Source organism: Streptomyces sp. NPDC012935, from assembly GCF_042900345.1.
Classification (GTDB): Bacteria; Actinomycetota; Actinomycetes; order Streptomycetales; family Streptomycetaceae; genus Streptomyces.
Genome location: NZ_JBIBBC010000002.1, coordinates 139,379 through 156,927 on the forward strand (window position 1 = coordinate 139,379; position 17,549 = coordinate 156,927).

Consider the following 17,549-nt stretch of genomic DNA (forward strand, 5'->3'; position numbering starts at 1 on the left):
CGCAGCTGCCCGCCCCACGACGGTTCCCCGCAACGACGCCCCGTCAGAGCTGGGTGACGTCCAGGCCGCCCTCGGCGTACTGCCTGCGCAGCACCTTCTTGTCGAACTTGCCGACGCTCGTCTTCGGCACCGCCGCGATGACCGTCCACCGCTCCGGCAGCTGCCACTTTGCGATCTTGCCCTCGTCGGCGAGGAAGGCGCGCAGGGTCTCGAAGTCGGCGCTTGCGCCCTCCTTGAGGACCACCGTGGCCAGCGGACGCTCGCCCCACTTCTCGTCGGGGACGGCGACCACGGCGGCCTCGGCGACGTCCGGGTGGGACATCAGCGCGTTCTCCAGGTCGACCGAGGAGATCCACTCGCCGCCGGACTTGATGACGTCCTTGGCGCGGTCGGTGAGGGTGAGGAATCCGTCGGCGGAAATGGTGCCGACGTCGCCGGTCTTCAGCCAGCCGTCCTCGCTGAACTTGTCGGCGGGGCGCAGCGGTTCGGCGTCGGGGCCGTTGTAGTACGCGCCCGCGATCCAGGGGCCGCGCACCTCCAGCTCGCCCGCCGACTCGCCGTCCCAGGGGATGCGCTCGCCGCCGGGGCCGGTGAGCCGGGCCTCGACGCTCGTCGGGAAACGGCCCTGCGTCAACCGGTACGCGAACTCCTCCTCCGTACCGACCGCGTGGGCCGGCGGCCGGGCGACCGTGCCGAGCGGCGAGGTCTCCGTCATGCCCCAGGCGTGACAGACCCGCATGCCGAGCTCGTCGAACGCCGCCATCAGCGACGGCGGGCAGGCCGAGCCGCCGATGGTGACCTGGCCGAGGCTGGAGACGTCCCGGGGGCTCGCGGTGAGCTCTGCGAGCAGGCCCTGCCAGATGGTGGGCACGGCGGCCGCATGGGTCGGCTTCTCGCGCTCGATCATCTCGGCGAGGGGCGCGGGCTGAAGGAAGCGGTCCGGCATCAGCATGTTGACGCCGGTCATGAAGGTGGCGTGCGGCAGACCCCAGGCGTTGACGTGGAACTGGGGCACCACCACGAGCGAGGTGTCCTGGTCCGTCAGGCCCATCGACTGGGTCATGTTGACCTGCATGGAGTGCAGGTAGATCGAACGGTGCGAGTAGACGACGCCCTTCGGGTCGCCCGTGGTGCCGGAGGTGTAGCACATGGCGGCGGCCTGCCGCTCGTCCAGCTCCGGCCAGTCGTACGTGGTCGGCTTGTCGGCGATCAGTTCCTCGTACTCGTGCACCTGGACGTCGGCGGCCGCGAGGCCCGAACGGTCACCCGGCCCCGACACCACCACATGCTCCACCGTCTTGAGGTGCGGCAGCAGCGGCACCAGCAGGGGGAGGAGCGAACCATTGGCGATGACGACCCGGTCCGCCGCGTGGTTGACGATCCAGGCCAGCTGCTCGGCCGGGAGGCGCAGGTTGAGCGTGTGCAGGATCGCGCCCATGGAGGGGATCGCGAAGTAGGCCTCGACGTGCTCGGCGTTGTTCCACATCAGGGTCGCGACCCGTTCGTCGCCGGCCACGCCCAGGTCCTCGCGCAGGGCGTGCGCGAGCTGGGCCGCGCGATCGCCGACCTCGGCGAAGGAACGGCGATGCGGCTCCGCCTCACCGGTCCAGCTGGTGACCTGCGATGTTCCGTGGATCGTAGACCCGTGGGTCAGGATCCTCGAGATCAGCAGCGGTACGTCCTGCATGGTGCTCAGCACGGCGGTCCTCCCGGGGCGACATTGCCTACGCGGTAGTAAGGGTTGCGGAGATTCTGCGCGCATACCGCGCGGTATGTCACTAGTACCGGCTGATCGATCACGTCACGTTGCGTTCACGGGGCTGTGACGGTAGGCGGGGCGGTGGCCTTGTTTCGGTGCCGCCCTTGTTTCGGTGCCGGCCTTGCTTCGGCGCCGGCCTTGCTTCGGCGCCGGCCTTGCTTCGGCGCCGGCCTTGCTTCGGCGCCGGCCTTGCTTCGGCCGCGCCCTAGTTTCGGTGGCGGCCTTGCTTCGGGCGCCGCCCTTGCTTCGGTGCCGGCGTCGGCGTCGGCCCTGCTTCGGTCTGGCGTCGGCGTCCGCCCTACCGGACCAGCACCAGCTCAGGGTCCTCTCGCAGCTTCCCCAGGGCTCTCGACACCGCCGACTTCACCGTGCCCACGGAGACGCCGAGCACCTCGGCCGTCTGGACCTCGCTGAGGTCCTCGTAATACCGCAGGACGACCATCGCCCGCTGCCGCGCCGGCAGCCGCATGATCGCGCGCCACATGGCGTCGTGCAGCGCCTGCTGCTCCGCCGGGTCGTCGTCGTGGCCGGGGGTGGGCTCGGGCTCGGGCAGCTCGTCGCAGGCGAACTCGTCGACCTTGCGCTTGCGCCACTGCGACGTCCGCGTGTTCAGCAGCGCCCTGCGCACATAGCCGTCGAGCGCGCGATGGTCCTCGATGCGCTCCCAGGCCACGTATGTCTTGGTGAGCGCGGTCTGCAGCAGGTCCTCCGCGTCGCACGGGTTCGCGGTCAGCGACCGGGCGGTACGCAGCAGCACCGGCTGGCGGGCCCGCACGTACGACGTGAAGGAGGGATACGTCGCGTTCGGAAAGGACCGCGTCGCGGCGTCGGAAGCGCTGGTGCAGACGGGTGTGGTCATGGCTCCACGCTATGAGCGGCCCCTGCTTGAGCGGATCGGCCGCAGGTGCCGAAGCAACGTCCGCCTCAGGTTGTAGGGGTGGGGCTGACTCCACCTCCTGAAGGTGGACGAGCGACGGACGCATACTGCGGGATTACCCCTGAGGGTCATCCGCCGACAGCGAGGCCTGGATCAGCCGTCGGCGGTCAGGACCAGCCCCGATGTCGGCACCCCTGTCCCCGCCGTCACCAGCACCCGCTCCGCCCCGCGTATCTGGTTCACCGACCTGCCCTGCACCTGCCTCACCCCCTCCGCTATTCCGTTCATCCCGTGCAGATACGCCTCCCCGAGCTGCCCCCCGTGAGTGTTGAGCGGCAGCCTCTCCTCGGCCACGAAGTCCGCGGCCTCCCCCTTTCCGCAGAACCCGAACTCCTCCAGCTGCATCAGCACAAAAGGAGTGAAGTGGTCGTACAGAATCCCCACGTCGATCTCCCCCGGCCCCAGCCCCGCCGTCCGCCACAGCTGCCGCGCCACCACGGCCGTCTCGGGCAGGCCGGCGAGGTCGTCCCGGTAGAAGCTCGTCATCTGCTCCTGCCCGCGGCCGGCGCCCTGGGCCGCTGCCGCTATGACGGCCGGCGGGTGGGGCAGGTCACGGGCCCGGTCGACGGACGTGACGACGATCGCCTGGCCGCCATCCGTCTCCTGGCAGCAGTCCAGCAGCCGCAGCGGCTCGACGATCCAGCGGGAGGCCGCGTGGTCGGCGAGGGTGATGGGTCTGCCGTGGAAGTACGCGGCCGGGTTGGTCGCGGCGTACTTGCGGTCCATGACCGCCACATGTCCGAAGGCCTCCGGCGTCAGCCCGTAGGTGTGCAGATACCGCTGCGCCGCCATCGCCACCCAGGAGGCGGGGGTGAGCAGCCCGAACGGCAACGACCAGCCCAGCGCCACGCCCTCCGCCGACGGCTCCCGGTGCTGTACTCCCGAGCCGAAGCGCCGCCCCGACCGCTCGTTGAAGGCCCGGTAGCAGACCACCACCTCCGCAATCCCCGTCGCCACGGCGAGCGCCGCCTGCTGGACCGTCGCACAGGCCGCGCCGCCGCCGTAGTGGACGCGGGAGAAGAAGGACAGCTCACCCATTCCGCACGCCTGGGCGACGGTGATCTCCGGGCTGGTGTCCATGGTGAACGTCACCATCCCGTCCACATCCCCCGGCGTCAGCCCCGCGTCGTCCAGCGCTGCCCGCACCGCTTCCACCGCCAGCCGCAGCTCACTGCGCCCCGAGTCCTTGGAGAACTCGGTGGCCCCGACACCGACGATCGCCGCCCGCCCGGCGAGGGCGTCCCGCGCCCGCACGCTCATGCCGGGCCCTCCGGCACGGTCACCGTCACCGTCCCGGTCACGTGCTTGCCGATGCCGTTCGCGCCGGTCACCCGAACCGTCGCCGTGCCGCCGTCGACTGCCTCGACCTTGCCCGTCAACACCATCGTGTCTCCCGGGTAGTTGGGCGCTCCGAGACGAATGGCCACCTTGCGCAGGACGGCTGTCGGTCCGAAGTGGTCCGTGATGTAGCGGCCGACCAGGCCGTTCGTCGTCAGGATGTTCATGAAGATGTCGGGGGAGCCCTTCTGGCGGGCCAGCTCCGCGTCGTGGTGCACGTCCTGGTAGTCGCGTGAGGCGATGGCGCCGGCGACGACCAGCGTGCGGGTGATCGGGACCTCCAGCGGAGGCAGTTCGTCACCGGCCTTCATGTGCCTCCCTCTCACTCCCTCACCGCCCGTCAAGCGCCTCCCCGTCACTCCCTCACCGCCCGTCATGTGTCCGCCCCCTGCATCCCCTCGGCCTCCTGAACGCGCCAGACCGGCAGCGCCAACTCCTCCTCGTACTCCTGGAATTCGAGCCGCACCGGCAGCCCGATGCGCACCTTGTCGTACGGCACCCCCAGCACGTTGCCGATCATCCGCACCCCTTCGGCCAGTTCGATCAGGCCGACCGCGTACGGAGGATCGAAGGCGGGGAACGGGGGGTGGTGCATCACGACGTACGAATAGACCGTCCCCTCGCCACTCGCCTCGACCGTGTCCCAGTCCGGCCCGCCGCAGGCGTTGCAGCCGGGCAGCCAGGGGTGGCGGAGGGTGCCGCAGCCGGTACAGCGCTGGATGAGCAGTCTGTGCTGCTCCACGCCCTCCCAGAAGCCGGCGTTGTCGCGGTTGACGACGGGGCGAGGGCGTGCGGGCTTCTGCCGCCGGTCCGGCTGTGATGGCTGCTCCCGCCCTGCCCGACGTATGGGCGCGTACTTGAGGATGCGGAAGCGGTGGGTGCCTACGAGGTCGGGGCCGACGCGGATGTCCATGCGGGTGGTGACGAAGTACCCCGTGCCCAGCTTCGTCGTCTTCTTCTCCGAGATCGACTCGATCACCGAGTCGAAGGTGATCTCGTCCCCCGGGCGCAGGGGCCGTAAATACTCCTGCTCGCAGTCCGTGGCGACCACCGAGGTGAAACCCGCCTCGTCGAGCAGGCCGAGCAGGTCGTCGTACGCGTGCGTGCGTCCCGTATGGCCGACGAGGCCGCTCATGGTCCACGCCTGGAGCATGGTGGGCGGCGCAATGGCGTCCGGTCCCGAGTACGCCGGGTTGGTGTCGCCCATCGCCTCGCACCAGTGCCGGATCATGGGCATATTGACGGGGTCCCTGCCGGCGCGGGCCACGGCGGCGCGCCGCCCCTCGTAAGCCTTGAGCCGCGTCGCGAACTCGTCTCCCGCTTTCACCTCATGGCTCACCACCGACTCGTAGCTCACCGTCGCCACCCCTCGTCCTCATCGCCCCACGGCGCATCGCACTGACACTTCTGGTACACCGCGACCGCCGATCCGGTTCCCACCACTTCTCGGGAACGTCCACGAGGCCCTACGAAGGTTTCTGACTGTCCGTCAGATACGACACACTGTCAAGGCCGCAGAAAACGCCTGTGCGGCGGTACCGAAGTACCGCCGCACAGACGCGTTGCACCTACAGAGCACACCCCACACAGTCCGAGGAGGCCGGTGCCTGAGCACGGGGCACCGACCCCCTCAGCTCACCACCAGAGCGGCGTGAAGTTGACGGACGTGTTGTCGTTGCCCTGGTTGACGGAGGTGAACGCGGAGCCGTTGACCTGGGCGGTGTTGCTCTGGTTCGAGGCGCCGGAGCCGGTCGCCTGCTGCTGGGTGGTGGACGAGGTGCCGTAGTTGTCGCCGCCGACCCCGCTGCCGATGAGGCCCTGAGCGGCGGTCGTGACAGCCGCGCTGGATCCGTCGTCCGCGAAGGCGCCGTTGTCCGCCGTCGCGACGCCGGCGAAGAGGGCGGCGGCCAGCGGGAGTGCGGAGACGGCGGCGATGACGCGGGCGGTACGGATGCTTGCCATGTTTGTTCCTCCAGAACAGGTGCGCCCAGGCTCCCCGCCGGACGCATTGGTGGTGCATGAAGTACTGCTCGTTCCCGGGCAGTTGGCCGACCGCCCCGGAGTTCTGCACGACGTCGCGAGATCAGAGTTGCCCACCGAATCCCCGGCGAACCACCCCGGAAGCCCCTATTCGCCCTGAAGCGTGATGACAAGTCGATAAACCCCTTTCGCCACTTCCAACTCCCAAGACAGGGCAGTACGGGCAGCTCCGCCCCAAGCCCCACAAGGGAGGAAAGGTTCCCGCGCACTTCCGGCCAATCCCTGCCGACCGGCGGGTCGCCCGGCGAGTCACACCCTCCCCCTCTTTCTTTTTTCGAACACACGTACGAACATAGAGGCATGGCCACCACCGACCGGCAGGCCACGACGCTGGCCCTCGCACACGCCCTGTCAGCCGCCGAACGCGGACTGGCCGTCATCCCCCTGTCCCGGACGAAGCTCCCGGCCCTGCGCTCCCCACACCGCGACGACCCCGATCCCGCGCCCTGCCACGGCGAGTGCGGCCGCTTCGGACACGGGGTCTACGACGCCTCCACCAACCCGGCCCGCATCCGCGAACTCTTCGCCGCCGCCCCCTGGGCCACGGGCTACGGCATCGCCTGCGGCCTGCCCCCGCACCACCTGATCGGCATCGACCTCGACACCAAGTCCGGTACGGACTCCTCCGCCGCCCTGCGCGAACTGGCCCTGCGCCACCTGTTCACCATTCCGCCCACGGTGGTCGTCCTGACCCCCAGCGGCGGCCGCCACCTCTGGCTGACCGGCCCGGCCGACGTCGTCGTCCCCAACTCGGCGGGGCGCCTCGCACCCGGCATCGACATCCGAGGCGCCGGCGGCTACCTCGTCGGCCCCGGCTCCCGCACCGACCACGGCACCTACAGCACCGCTCCCGGCACCTCCCACATAACCCCCGCACCCTGCCCGCGCGCCCTCCTGCGCCTTCTGCTCCCCCCGCCCCGTACGCACCACTTCACGCCCCCGTCGGCCGGCGACCACGGCCAGGGGCTCGTCCAGTTCGTGCTCGCCGCCCATGAGGGCCAGCGCAACACCCGCCTGTTCTGGGCTGCCTGCCGGGCCTACGAGGACGGCATCGGCCCCGCCCTCGTCGACCCCCTTGTCGAGGCGGCACTCAACACCGGCCTGACCGAACGCGAGGCCCGCGCGACGATCGCGTCGGCGGCGCGGATGACGAGGCACCGGCCCTGACGGGCGCAGCCGCCCGACCGAGGCCTCGAAAAATGCACGGGAGCTCGATGCACCACCGCCCTAGAGTGCCGACCATGTCGCTGACCCGAGTCGTCCTCACGTCCGGCCGCTCGCTCGACCTCGCCGAGCTGCGGCTCTCCTCGACGTACGGCGGAATGCTGGAGGGCTACCCGTGCAGGCTGGTCAACGACATGAAGATCAAGGGCCTCGTCCACACCGCGGAACGTGCCCACCCGTCCGCGCCGGTGCACCTCGTGCCGCCGCCACGCGACTATCCCGACCAGTACGCGGGTGCGTTCGGCCCCGTCGAGGTGCTGCCCTCCGTGGCCTGCGTCGGCGCCTTCCACTCCACGGCCCTCGACCGCGACCGCGACCCGGTCCTCCACCGCTCCGCTCTCACGATCATCTGGTTCCAGCCGACCACGCACGTGCCGTACGGCTGCGATGCGGAGGAGGCGCTGCGCGAGGTGGATTGGGAGGGGCTGGCGCGGGACTACGAGCTCTAGGGATCGCGGTCTCCGGCACGCTACGACCTCCAGCGTTCCAGCGTGCTACGGCCCGTCACGCCCTACGGCCTCTCGCGGGCTACGGGCTCTCACGTCCTACGGCCTCCCGCGGGCTACGGTCTCCACGTCCTACGGCCTCTCGCGCGCTGCGGGCTCTCGCGCCCTACGGCCCTGAAGGCAGCCCTCCCGGGGTAGCGGGGGTGGGGAAATCGGCTTGCCCCGCGGGGGAGCCCCTGTGCCAAGGTCGGCCGATGAGCGTTTCCCGACGTGACCTGCTGCGCTGGCAGTTCGATCTGACCTGGGCGTTGTTCGAGTACCACCTCGAGCGGCTCCGGCCCGAGGACTTCCTGTGGAAACCGGGGCCGCACTGCTGGACGGTGCGCCGGGCCGACGACGGCACCTGGGTGCCGGACTGGGCAGAGACGGAGCCCGAACCGGTCCCGGTGCCGACGATCGCCTGGGTCAGCTGGCACATCGGCTGGTGGTGGAGCGTGGCCACGGACCATCTGCGAGGACGCCCGCCCCGGGAGCGGACCGACGTCGCGTGGCCCGGCGACGGCACGGCAGCCGTCGCCTGGCTGCGCGACCTGCGCGCGGACTGGCTGACAGCACTGGAGGGGCTCGACGACGCGGATCTCGACGCCACGGCGCCGTTCCCGTGGCCGAAGGACCCGCAGTACACCGTCGCCCACATGATCGGCTGGGTGAACGCCGAGCTGATGAAGAACGCCGCGGAGATCGGGCAGTTGAGGCTGCTGCGGGCGAGCCGTACGGGCGGCTGACCTGGGATTTCACTGCACGTCGCCACGAGATGTCCAACTCGGCCCGCACCCCCAGAATGGGCATTACCGGGTGTTTTGTGCGCTGGATCGGATCGGAGACGCCATGACGGACCTCAAGTTTGAGCAGAAGCGCTCCCTCTCCCGCCTGGAGGCGGCTGATCAGCTCGCGGCGCTCGCGGCCGCTTTGCGGCAGGGCGGGGACGCCGAACTGGAAATCGATCCCTGGAAGTTGAGTCTGCGGATCCCTGCCGACCTTCACAGTGAGATCGAGTTCGAGGTCGAGGATGGGGAGATCGAACTCGAGATCGAGCTCAAGTGGCCGATCACACCGGCCGCGCGGTCGGCGTCGTCGCCGCCGACAGAAGAGCGGGCCGCCACGAAGCGGACGACTGCGAAGCGGACGACTGCGAAGCCGGCCACAGCAAAGCGATCCACCGCTGCCGGGAAGCGGGCCGGAGCGAAGCAGTCCTGAACTCGGCGGCACCGCGCTTCGCAGCGCAGCACGTGAGAGCGGCGAGCGGCGAGCGGCGAGCGGCGAGCGGCGAGCGGCGAGCGGCGAGCGGCGAGCGGAAGGAACGCCTGTTCTCGAAGTCACGGTGTGCCTAGGCTCGGCACATGACCTTGGAATGGGAACAGGTAATTGTTCACTCGGCGGATCCGGTGACCTTGGGGCAGTGGTGGGCCACGGCTCTTGGTTGGGTTGTGGTCCACTCCGATGACGACGAGTTCGAGATCCGCCCGGAGCCGGATAGCCTGCCAGGGTTGGACTTCGTCCGGCTTGATGAGGCCAAGAAGGCCAAGAGCCGTCTGCATCTCGACTTCAGGCCTGATGACCAGGACGCCGAGGTGGCACGCCTCGAGGCTCTCGGCGCGAAGCGCGTGGACATCGGCCAGGGTGACCAGTCGTGGGTCGTCATGGCAGACCCTGAAGGCAACGAGTTCTGTGTCCTTGCCCAACGGCGTAAGTGAAAACCGATGAGGGCACGCGTGGCCGTCAACGCCCCCGCCGATAGGCCAGGACGATCCCGACCGTAGCCAGCACCGCGACCACGACAACGAACCAAGTGGGCATTGAGTCAAGCCCCTTGTAGGCGATCGGGACGGTCACGGACATCGGACCCCCTTGGGCGGCAACCATCTCCGAGTGCCCACGGCCAAGCTCGAGATGCTTTGCCCGGAGGCATCCCCCGCGACGTGCAGGTGTCGCGCACGAGAACGGCCCCTGACCCCTTCACCCGGTCAGGGGCCGTTCACCAGCTTCTGCCAAGGTCAGACCGGCGAACCCGCGCCGCCGCAGTCGCAGCCACGCTCGCCGTGCTCGCTCAACCACCAGTCACAACAGGAACGATCACTGCGGCGGCAGCAGACAGCAGGCCCCCTACAGCGAGAGCGCCGTTGAACTTCTCTTTGGCCGTTGGGAACACGGAGCGGCTGACGTTTCCCACCTTGCTGCGCAGGACGATCATCTTGATCTTCTGCCACCTGTGCTGACGCTTCGAGCAGCCCATCAACACGCCGTAAGCGTTGTTGCGGCAGTAGGTCTGCCCGTCTCGGTTGACGGCTCCGCACCAGACCGGCACCTGGAAGGCGGCATAGGCCGAGACACCGACTGACAGAGCCGCGATCACCGGCAATGCCCATTGCTGGCTCCAGGCAACGACCAAGGCAGCAGCCACCATGTATCCCCAGTACAGACGCACTACTTTCCCCATGGGCACGCAGAGTATCGGCGCATATGCGCAGCGCATAGGCGTGAATTGGACAGGCGCCTGTGCGGGCCCTGACCGCGTCGCCGGCCACGGACGTCACAAGTGCGGGCGTCCCAGAGCGGGTTGTGCACTTCGGGAGAGCCGATCCCTTGCCGTCCGAGCCATGCATCCGCCGTTGCCGCCACCTGGTCATCGCGGCCGACGACCGGCGCCGCCAGCCGTATTGCCGGGCAGCAACGCTCGCGTTTGAGTGGCCGAGCCGGTGATCCAGCGGTTGCGCTGAGACTCCGGGATGGACAGGACCCCGTTCGCGAGTGCCGAACGAGCTGGGGCATGCGCGGGGAACCCCCACCCCGTCTGCCTTTCCCGTCCGCGTCGCGCCAGGGGAAGGTGATGGCTTGGCAGATCCGTCAGCCGCAACGATCGCGGCCAAGGGCGGGACGTAGCGCAGTGGTCGACGCGAGCGGTCTCCAGAACCGCGGGGACGCCGGTTCGAATCCGGTCGTCCCGCCCCCTTGAGCGATCACGAAGCAACCCTCGGTTCGAGTGGCGGCGTTAGCGAGCAGTCCAACCGTTGAGGGCGATCCGCCCCGTCTCGCGCTCTCTCTACACGCCAGTCGGATCAACAGCAGCCATGGCCAGAGGCTATGCGTGCCATGCCCCTGTCGTGCCCGCTCGACCGGGGAGCCACGGGGAACACCGGGGGCCAGCGGTGCCTGGACATGCCAACGGCCCCTGACCGATCCAGCAGGTCAGGGGCCGTTCACATGCGGTGGGTGTGGGATTTGAACCCACGGTGACATCGCTGCCACGACGGTTTTCAAGACCGTTCCCTTAGGCCGCTCGGGCAACCCACCTCGGCCCCGGCCCACCTGCGCCGGAGCGGCTACAGCCTACCGGCAGCGCGGGCTATACGGAGTGCGTGGTCCACATGGGGCCCAATGGCTCCGCCGTCAGGATGGGTTGGTCGGGCGGAGCCGGTCGTACGCGCGCGTGGCCGCGTGGCCGTCGGTGTCAGCTGTCGCCCGTGCGGGAGCCCAGGGTCAGGTCGACCGTGTGGGACTGGCTGCCCCGTTCGTAGGTGATCGTGACCTTGTCGCCGGGCTTGTGGGTCCAGATCTCGCCGATCAGGGTCGGGCCGGAGTCGATCACCCGGTCGTCGAGCTTGGTGATGACATCGCCGGGCTTGAGGCCGGCCTTGGCTGCGGGGCCGCCCGCCTCGACCGCGTCCGACCCGCTGGCACCCTGCTCGGTGATCTTGGCGCCGTCGGTGGTGTCCTCCAGGGAGACGGAGGCGCCGATCTTGGCGTAGACCGGCTTGCCGGTCTTGATCAGCTGCTGGGCGACGTACTTGGCCTGGTTGATCGGGATGGCGAAGCCGAGGCCGATCGAGCCGGACTGGCTGGTGCCGCCCAGGCCGTTGGCGGCGGACTGGATCGCGGAGTTGATGCCGATGACGTTGCCCTGCGCGTCCAGCAGCGGGCCGCCGGAGTTGCCGGGGTTGATCGAGGCGTCCGTCTGCAGGGCGCTCATGTACGAGGCGTTGCTGCCGGTGCCGTCGCTGGAGGCCACCGGGCGGTTCTTGGCGCTGATGATGCCGGTGGTGACCGTGTTGGACAGGCCGAAGGGGGCGCCGATCGCGATCGTCGAGTCGCCGACGGCCACCTTGTCGGAGTCGCCCAGCGTGAGCGGCTTGAGGTCCGACGGGGCGTTCTTGAGCTTGATGACCGCGACGTCGTAGCCCTGCGCGTTGCCCACGACCTCCGCGTCGTACTTCTTGCCGTTCGCGAAGGTCGCCGTCAGCTTGCCGCCGTCGACCGCGTCGGCCACCACGTGGTTGTTGGTGACGATGTGGCCCTCGGTGTCGAAGACGAAGCCGGTGCCGGTGCCACCCTCGCCGCCGCTGCTCTCCGCCTGGATGGTGACGGTGCTCGGCAGCGCCCTTGCGGTCACGCCCGCTACGGTGCCCGGGTCGCGCTTGACGGAGCCGCCGCTGTCGGGGGCGGAGACGGTCGTCGAGGAGGTGTTCTCGTTGTTCTTGGCCAGGGTGTAGCCGAGACCGCCGCCCAGGCCGCCTGCGACCAGCGCGGCGATGAGGACCCCGGCGAGCAGTCCGCCCCGCCCGCGGCCGGACTTGGGCTCCGGCTGCTGGTAGGCCGTACCCCAGCCGGAGCCCCCACCGAAACCACCGGCACCGAAGCCACCCGCACCGGCACCACCCGTGGCGGCACCGCTGTCGGCGTACGACGGTGTGCCGGGCGGCGGCGGGGGCGGCCAGGACGCGTCAGGGGCAGAGCTTTGCGGAGCAGGAGCAGGAGCAGGAGAAGGGGCGGAGTCAGGCGCCGGGGCCGGCTGCTGGGCTCCGTGCGAAGCGGACTCGGCGGCGGGCGGCTGAGAGCCCTCGGCGGCCCTGTGGGCGTAGGGCTCGGTGCCGGTCGAGACCGCCGGGGCGTCACTCGGCACCGGAGGGATCTGAGCGGTCGGGGCGTCGCCGCCCTCGGGAACCGGGCGCTCCTGGGACGCCGGAGCAGCAGGAGCATCCACCGGCACAGGGGGTGCGGACGGGGCCGGGGGTACCGCGGCGCCCTCGTTCTCGGTGCTCACAGCTTCTCTCCTCGATCCACGGCTGTTGATATCGGTCGCACTCGGTCACGCCCGTTCACGCTGGCCAGTAATTGTCGGCTGTCGGCGCTTCAGCTGTGCATGGCTTTTTGTATGCCGTCAGCTTTTCCCACGGGCCGTCAGAGCACCATAAGCGGTCGCTGTGGGTTCGCGGCCACTCTTTATATAGGTCATGTGCGACTAAACGAGCACAATCCGAGTGTCTTTACGACTCCTCCGGTCGCACGTCTACCCCCGCTCGGTGGCACCATGACGCGGTGACCCACGCACGGCAGCAGCAGATCCAAGTCGTCGCCCATCGCGGAGCCTCCGAAGACGCCCCCGAGCACACCCTGGCCGCGTACAAGAAGGCCATCGAGGATGGCGCGGACGCCCTTGAGTGCGACGTACGCCTCACCGCCGACGGTCACCTCGTGTGCGTCCACGACCGTCGCGTCAACCGTACGTCCAACGGCCGCGGCGCGGTCTCGGCGCTGGAACTCGCCGAGCTCGCCGCCCTGGACTTCGGCTCCCGCAAGAACCGTGACTCATGGAAGAACCGTGCCGAGGAGCCGGACTGGGAGTTCCGGCCGGAGGACCCCGAGGACACCTCCGTACTCACTCTGGAGCGGCTGCTGGAGCTCGTCGCCGACGCGGGGCGGCGCGTGGAGCTGGCGATCGAGACCAAGCATCCGACCAGGTGGGCGGGGCAGGTCGAGGAACGGCTGCTGCTTCTGCTGAAGCGGTTCGGGCTCGACGCGCCCACCTCGGGCGCCGAGTCCCCGGTGCGCGTCATGAGCTTCTCCGCGCGCTCACTGCATCGCGTGCGTGCCGCCTCGCCCACGCTTCCCACGGTCTATCTGATGCAGTTCGTCTCACCGAGGCTGCGGGACGGACGCCTGCCCGCCGGCGTCCACATCGCGGGCCCTTCGATCCGGATCGTGCGCAGTCACCCGGCCTACGTGGAGCGACTGAAGCGGGCCGGCCACCAAGTGCACGTCTGGACCGTGAACGAGCCACAGGATGTCGATCTCTGTGTAGAGCTCGGCGTCGACGCCATCATCACCAACCGCCCGCGCGCGGTGCTGCGCCAGCTCGGCCGCTGAAAACTCGGGGCACACGGGGAAACCCCTAAAACCCCTACAACCACTGCGCAACCCCTTGACCTCATAGCCCCTCCAGCCCCATCCTCCACTCTCGGCCACACCTACGAATTCCAGCCATCCCGATTACAGGGAGTGCTCCGGCGCGTTCGTTCCGTATTCGATCGTTCTGAATGCGTCCCCGGACCTTGGTTGGCCGGTTTCCGGTACAGGCCAATGGGGCATCCACACCGTGGCGTGGGGCAAAGGAGGTCTCGGGGGTGGCGTTGGTGGTGGCACAGGAGGTGCCCACGTCGTCGAGCATGGCCGTTCCCCATGGCCCTGCGGGCGTGGGGAAAGCGCGACACCGTATGCGCTCTCAATTGCGCAGGGGTGGCGTGGCGGAATCGGTCATCGACGATGCCGTACTGATTCTTTCCGAACTCTTGAGCAACGCGTGCAAACACGGCAGGCCGCTGGGTGACGCGCTGTCCGGGGACGGCGACGTCCGTGCCGCATGGCGCGTGGAGACGGGCGGCAGGCTCACGCTGGAGGTGACGGACGGCGGCGGACCCACTCGCCCTGCTCCGGCCACGCCCTCGGTCACCGCGCACGGCGGCCGCGGGCTCAACATCATCACCGCCCTGGCCGACGACTGGGGTGTACGGGACGACGCCCGCGGCGAGGTCACGGTCTGGGTCGTGGTCCACTGCGGCGTTCATGATCCGGATGCCGGGCACCGCCGCGACGATTTCGCTACGCGCGTCGCAGCGCCGGCCGTGGGCGCGATATCCGGCCTCGACTTCGCGGACGCCTTCGACGATCTGGACTGAAGGCAGCGAAGCGTGGGACACGGCATGACGACAGCGGTTTCGGCCGACGCTCCGCCTGCGCCGCGAAGCGCCCCGCTCCCGGCGCGACCCGTGGGTTGTCCACAGCCTCCCGTCGACCATGGCGCGAACGGCTAGGCTCGCGCCCGTACGAGACGAGCCGTAACCGGGAGACACCCACGATGGCCAAGAAGCGACCCCAGACCAAGGCCAAGCGCCCGCAGATCATCGACGGCGAGGTCCCGGTCGTCGGCGCACGCGAACCCTGCCCCTGCGGCAGCGGCCGCCGCTACAAGGCCTGTCATGGCCGGTCGGCCGCGCAGGCGGTGACCGAGCTGGTGCAGCGCCCGTTCGACGGGCTGCCAGGCGAGTGCGACTGGGTGGCCCTGCGCGAGCTGGTGCCCGCAGCCACCGTCGAACTGCCCCTGAAGGGCGGCCTCCCCGAAGGTGTCCCGTCCGTCACGCTGGCCACGGTGCTGCCGATGGCCTGGCCGGCCCTGCGCCGCGACGACGGCTCGGTCCTGCTCGGCCTGCAGAACGACACGGCGTCCGGCGACATCAGCCGCGACCTCGCCGACACCCTCCAGCAGGCGCTCGCGGCACAGCCCGGCACCCCGGTCCAGGGCCGCCGCGCCCCGGCCGACGGCCCGCGGCTGCAGGATCTGCTCGACCCCGAGGGCGCCTTCGAGCCAGTTGTTCACCCCGGCTTCGAGTTCTGGGTCCCGGACGCGGAGAACGCCACTCCGGAAGTGGCCGCCTCCCTGGAGCGGGCCAACGCCGCGGCCATCCCCACCGTCAAGCTGACCGGCGTGGACGCCGCCTACTGGTGCCAGACGCCGGACAAGAACCACCTGCGCTGGGTCATGCCGCACCCCGAGGAGCAGCTTCTGGACGCTCTCGCGCGGCTGCACGCGGCAGGGAAGTCGAACCTCGGCGAGGGGACCCGCCTGGTGGGCTCCTTCCGCGCTCACGGCCTCACCGTGCCGGTCTGGGACCTGCCGAGCGGCGTCGGCGCGGAGGACGTGGAGAAGCCGGCGGCCGAGTTCGCCGAGCGTCTCGCCGCGGCCCTGGCCACGGACGCCCCGCTCACCGCGGACGAGCGTCGCGCGCGGGGCGGCCTGACCAACCGGCAGGTCACGCTCAGCTGACGGGTGCCTCGCGGATCGGGTGCGGCTGAACGACCGTTCAGCCGCACGGCACCCCTCTCGAGGGGTGAATCCGATCACAACTCCCATGCGGAGCAAGGGAATCCGTGACTGGAAAGCCCGGATCGAATTTGCGAACCGCCGATCTCTTGTTACCGTTCCAGTAGCCCGGTTGCTGGTGCATCCCCCGTCGCCAGCAACCGGGTCTTTCCATGTGCGCAGACCTTTACGGAATGGCGTCACATGTCAACCGCCCGCACCCGCCCCGGATTTGCCCGGTGCGGAGTTGCTCGCGGAACGCAGCAACAGCGCCCCGCGCCCGGCCCGCTCGGCGAACTCCGTGACCGCCGTGTAGGCGCCCGCATCTCCGCGTGTGCGCTCCCGGGGCGTCTCACAGGTCCCCGGCTCGTCCTCGGCGCCCACGACGCAGCGCATCTGCAGCGTGCGTCCACCGGGCCCCATGAGGCTCAGCACGGAGTCCAGCGCGCCGCCGGTCGCATTGCGGAAGTAGGTGCGCGCCCAGGTGTCCTCGCCCTGCGTGAGGACACAGGTCTGCGCCTCGATGCCCTCGGGCGAGGTGAGTTCGGGACCGCAGCGGACGGCGGTGGCAAGACCCAGGTCGAGCAGCAGCGGGGACCCGGTGTCAGCGGCGGACGGTGCCTTGGCGTCGCCGCCAGGGGACGGACGTACGGTGCCGCCCTTCGGGGCGGGCGGGGAGGACCGTACGGCATCACGGGCGGGAGCCCCCACGGCGGCCCGGCCCGCTTCGACGACCTGGCCGGCGGCCGCCCAGGCCAACGGCAGGGCGACCGCGGCCGCCGCGACGGACGCGAGGGCGATCAGACGGATTCTTCTGTGCTTCGGCCCGCGGCGATGCGATGACGGTGACGGTGCCCGGTTTCCCCTGGAATGACGCGACATATAGCGGAACATAACGACCGTGCACGTGTGCACCGTTCCGCGCGCGCCGGAGAGCCCTACAACTCGGGCGCGCTCACACCCGTACGAGTGAGGGCCTCGACCACGGCGTCCACCACGGCCTCCACATCCGGCACCCACGGGGAGGCCGAGCCGGGCAGCGGTGCCCGCTGCCAGCTGATGGGGCCCAGGCCCGTCTCGGACGGGGGCAGGGCGATGTAGCCGCCCTCGCCGTGGAAGCGCAGGGAGCCGGGGACGAAGTCCTTGGCGTACAGCAGTTCGCCCAGTTGTTCCATGGAGTACGGCTTCACCAGGATCGCCCAGCGGGTGGGCGAGGCGACGACCGGGCCGAGGCGCATGCCCTTGCGGTCGAGTGCGGCGAGGGCGTGGGCGGCCGGCAGGGCGGGCAGGCTGACCGCGCAGGGAGCCTGGCCGCCGGTGGCGAGGATGACCGGCGCCGTCGGCCGGTTGGTCCACCACCAGCGCAGCATGCGCTCGTCGGTGGTGGCCGCGAGGAGGCCGGGGTCGAAGGGGTGCGCGCCGGGCACCGTGCATTCCGGGTCGGGGCAGCCGCAGAGGGAGTGCCCCTGCGGGTGCGTCGTCACGCCCGGGAGTACGGGCCAGCGCCATTGCGTCGCGAAGGTCAGGGCCGCGCTGATCTGCTCAGACTTCCCGTCACCGCGCAGGAGCCTGCGTCGCTTTCCGAGGATCTCGCGCATGAGCGCTCGTTCCTTT

At 69.9% G+C, this 17,549-nt stretch carries 18 protein-coding genes and 2 tRNA genes; 9 read left to right on the forward strand and 11 right to left on the reverse strand.

Translation table 11 applies throughout. From position 1 onward, the window contains the following. Window positions 1–43: 43 nt before the first annotated feature. From ACFY5C_RS05960 to ACFY5C_RS05985, 6 genes are all read right to left on the reverse strand, one after another. Window positions 44–1,699: a long-chain fatty acid--CoA ligase gene (locus ACFY5C_RS05960; protein ID WP_389440968.1), complete on the reverse strand. Its 1,656-nt coding sequence runs from the start codon at window positions 1,697–1,699 to the stop codon at window positions 44–46. 358 nt (window positions 1,700–2,057) lie between these two features. Further along, window positions 2,058–2,618, reverse strand: a complete 561-nt coding sequence (locus ACFY5C_RS05965; RefSeq protein WP_389440970.1) for a SigE family RNA polymerase sigma factor — start codon at window positions 2,616–2,618, stop codon at window positions 2,058–2,060. A 171-nt stretch (window positions 2,619–2,789) separates the two neighbouring features. Continuing rightward, window positions 2,790–3,956 (reverse strand): lipid-transfer protein, encoded by a 1,167-nt coding sequence (locus ACFY5C_RS05970; RefSeq protein ID WP_389440972.1) that lies wholly within the window; start codon window positions 3,954–3,956, stop codon window positions 2,790–2,792. Continuing rightward, window positions 3,953–4,345, reverse strand: coding sequence for a MaoC family dehydratase (locus ACFY5C_RS05975; protein WP_389440973.1), 393 nt, complete (start codon window positions 4,343–4,345; stop codon window positions 3,953–3,955). Before ACFY5C_RS05975 ends, ACFY5C_RS05970 begins: the two co-directional genes overlap by 4 nt. Window positions 4,346–4,407: 62 nt before the next feature. Next, window positions 4,408–5,361: a bifunctional MaoC family dehydratase N-terminal/OB-fold nucleic acid binding domain-containing protein gene (locus ACFY5C_RS05980; RefSeq protein ID WP_389442169.1), complete on the reverse strand. Its 954-nt coding sequence runs from the start codon at window positions 5,359–5,361 to the stop codon at window positions 4,408–4,410. A 308-nt stretch (window positions 5,362–5,669) separates the two neighbouring features. Then, on the reverse strand, window positions 5,670–5,996 hold the full coding sequence (locus tag ACFY5C_RS05985) for a hypothetical protein (RefSeq protein WP_389440976.1): 327 nt from the start codon (window positions 5,994–5,996) through the stop codon (window positions 5,670–5,672). Between the two features lie 378 nt (window positions 5,997–6,374). On the opposite strand from ACFY5C_RS05985, the gene ACFY5C_RS05990 reads away from it, so the two are divergent. The 5 genes from ACFY5C_RS05990 to ACFY5C_RS06010 all read left to right on the forward strand — a co-directional run bounded on the left by ACFY5C_RS05990 (window position 6,375) and on the right by ACFY5C_RS06010 (window position 9,498). After that, window positions 6,375–7,241: a bifunctional DNA primase/polymerase gene (locus ACFY5C_RS05990; protein WP_389440978.1), complete on the forward strand. Its 867-nt coding sequence runs from the start codon at window positions 6,375–6,377 to the stop codon at window positions 7,239–7,241. A gap of 74 nt (window positions 7,242–7,315) precedes the next feature. Beyond that, window positions 7,316–7,747 (forward strand): hypothetical protein, encoded by a 432-nt coding sequence (locus tag ACFY5C_RS05995; RefSeq protein WP_389440981.1) that lies wholly within the window; start codon window positions 7,316–7,318, stop codon window positions 7,745–7,747. A 251-nt stretch (window positions 7,748–7,998) separates the two neighbouring features. Then, window positions 7,999–8,529 carry a DinB family protein gene (locus ACFY5C_RS06000; protein ID WP_389440983.1) on the forward strand — a complete coding sequence of 177 codons (531 nt, stop codon included), beginning with the start codon at window positions 7,999–8,001 and terminating at the stop codon, window positions 8,527–8,529. A 103-nt stretch (window positions 8,530–8,632) separates the two neighbouring features. Further along, window positions 8,633–9,001: an amphi-Trp domain-containing protein gene (locus ACFY5C_RS06005; protein WP_389440985.1), complete on the forward strand. Its 369-nt coding sequence runs from the start codon at window positions 8,633–8,635 to the stop codon at window positions 8,999–9,001. A 143-nt stretch (window positions 9,002–9,144) separates the two neighbouring features. Continuing rightward, entirely contained in the window at window positions 9,145–9,498 is a 354-nt protein-coding gene (locus ACFY5C_RS06010) for a VOC family protein (RefSeq protein ID WP_389440987.1), read from the forward strand. 353 nt (window positions 9,499–9,851) lie between these two features. Here the strand turns inward: ACFY5C_RS06010 and ACFY5C_RS06015 are convergent, their stop codons facing one another. Continuing rightward, window positions 9,852–10,241 (reverse strand): hypothetical protein, encoded by a 390-nt coding sequence (locus ACFY5C_RS06015; RefSeq protein ID WP_389440990.1) that lies wholly within the window; start codon window positions 10,239–10,241, stop codon window positions 9,852–9,854. Window positions 10,242–10,674: 433 nt separating this feature from the next. On the opposite strand from ACFY5C_RS06015, the gene ACFY5C_RS06020 reads away from it, so the two are divergent. Further along, a tRNA-Trp gene (locus tag ACFY5C_RS06020) sits at window positions 10,675–10,749 on the forward strand. 259 nt (window positions 10,750–11,008) lie between these two features. On the opposite strand, the gene ACFY5C_RS06025 is transcribed toward ACFY5C_RS06020, so the two are convergent. Together ACFY5C_RS06025 and ACFY5C_RS06030 are read right to left on the reverse strand one after the other, a co-directional pair. Then, window positions 11,009–11,095: transfer RNA gene (locus ACFY5C_RS06025), tRNA-Ser, on the reverse strand. A 157-nt stretch (window positions 11,096–11,252) separates the two neighbouring features. Next, a complete protein-coding gene (locus tag ACFY5C_RS06030; protein ID WP_389440993.1) occupies window positions 11,253–12,842 on the reverse strand; it encodes a S1C family serine protease in 1,590 nt (529 codons plus the stop codon). A gap of 275 nt (window positions 12,843–13,117) precedes the next feature. Between ACFY5C_RS06030 and ACFY5C_RS06035 the strand changes: the two genes are divergently transcribed. The 3 genes from ACFY5C_RS06035 to ACFY5C_RS06045 all read left to right on the forward strand — a co-directional run bounded on the left by ACFY5C_RS06035 (window position 13,118) and on the right by ACFY5C_RS06045 (window position 15,899). Next, window positions 13,118–13,945: a glycerophosphodiester phosphodiesterase gene (locus ACFY5C_RS06035; RefSeq protein WP_389440996.1), complete on the forward strand. Its 828-nt coding sequence runs from the start codon at window positions 13,118–13,120 to the stop codon at window positions 13,943–13,945. Between the two features lie 170 nt (window positions 13,946–14,115). Beyond that, window positions 14,116–14,754: an ATP-binding protein gene (locus tag ACFY5C_RS06040; RefSeq protein WP_389440999.1), complete on the forward strand. Its 639-nt coding sequence runs from the start codon at window positions 14,116–14,118 to the stop codon at window positions 14,752–14,754. Between the two features lie 179 nt (window positions 14,755–14,933). Continuing rightward, window positions 14,934–15,899 (forward strand): DUF5926 family protein, encoded by a 966-nt coding sequence (locus ACFY5C_RS06045; protein WP_389441001.1) that lies wholly within the window; start codon window positions 14,934–14,936, stop codon window positions 15,897–15,899. A gap of 243 nt (window positions 15,900–16,142) precedes the next feature. On the opposite strand, the gene ACFY5C_RS06050 is transcribed toward ACFY5C_RS06045, so the two are convergent. Beyond that, complete coding sequence (locus ACFY5C_RS06050) at window positions 16,143–16,817, reverse strand: hypothetical protein (RefSeq protein ID WP_389441004.1); 675 nt, start codon at window positions 16,815–16,817, stop codon at window positions 16,143–16,145. Window positions 16,818–16,873: 56 nt separating this feature from the next. Beyond that, window positions 16,874–17,533, reverse strand: coding sequence for a bifunctional DNA primase/polymerase (locus tag ACFY5C_RS06055; protein ID WP_389441006.1), 660 nt, complete (start codon window positions 17,531–17,533; stop codon window positions 16,874–16,876). Window positions 17,534–17,549 lie beyond the last annotated feature (16 nt).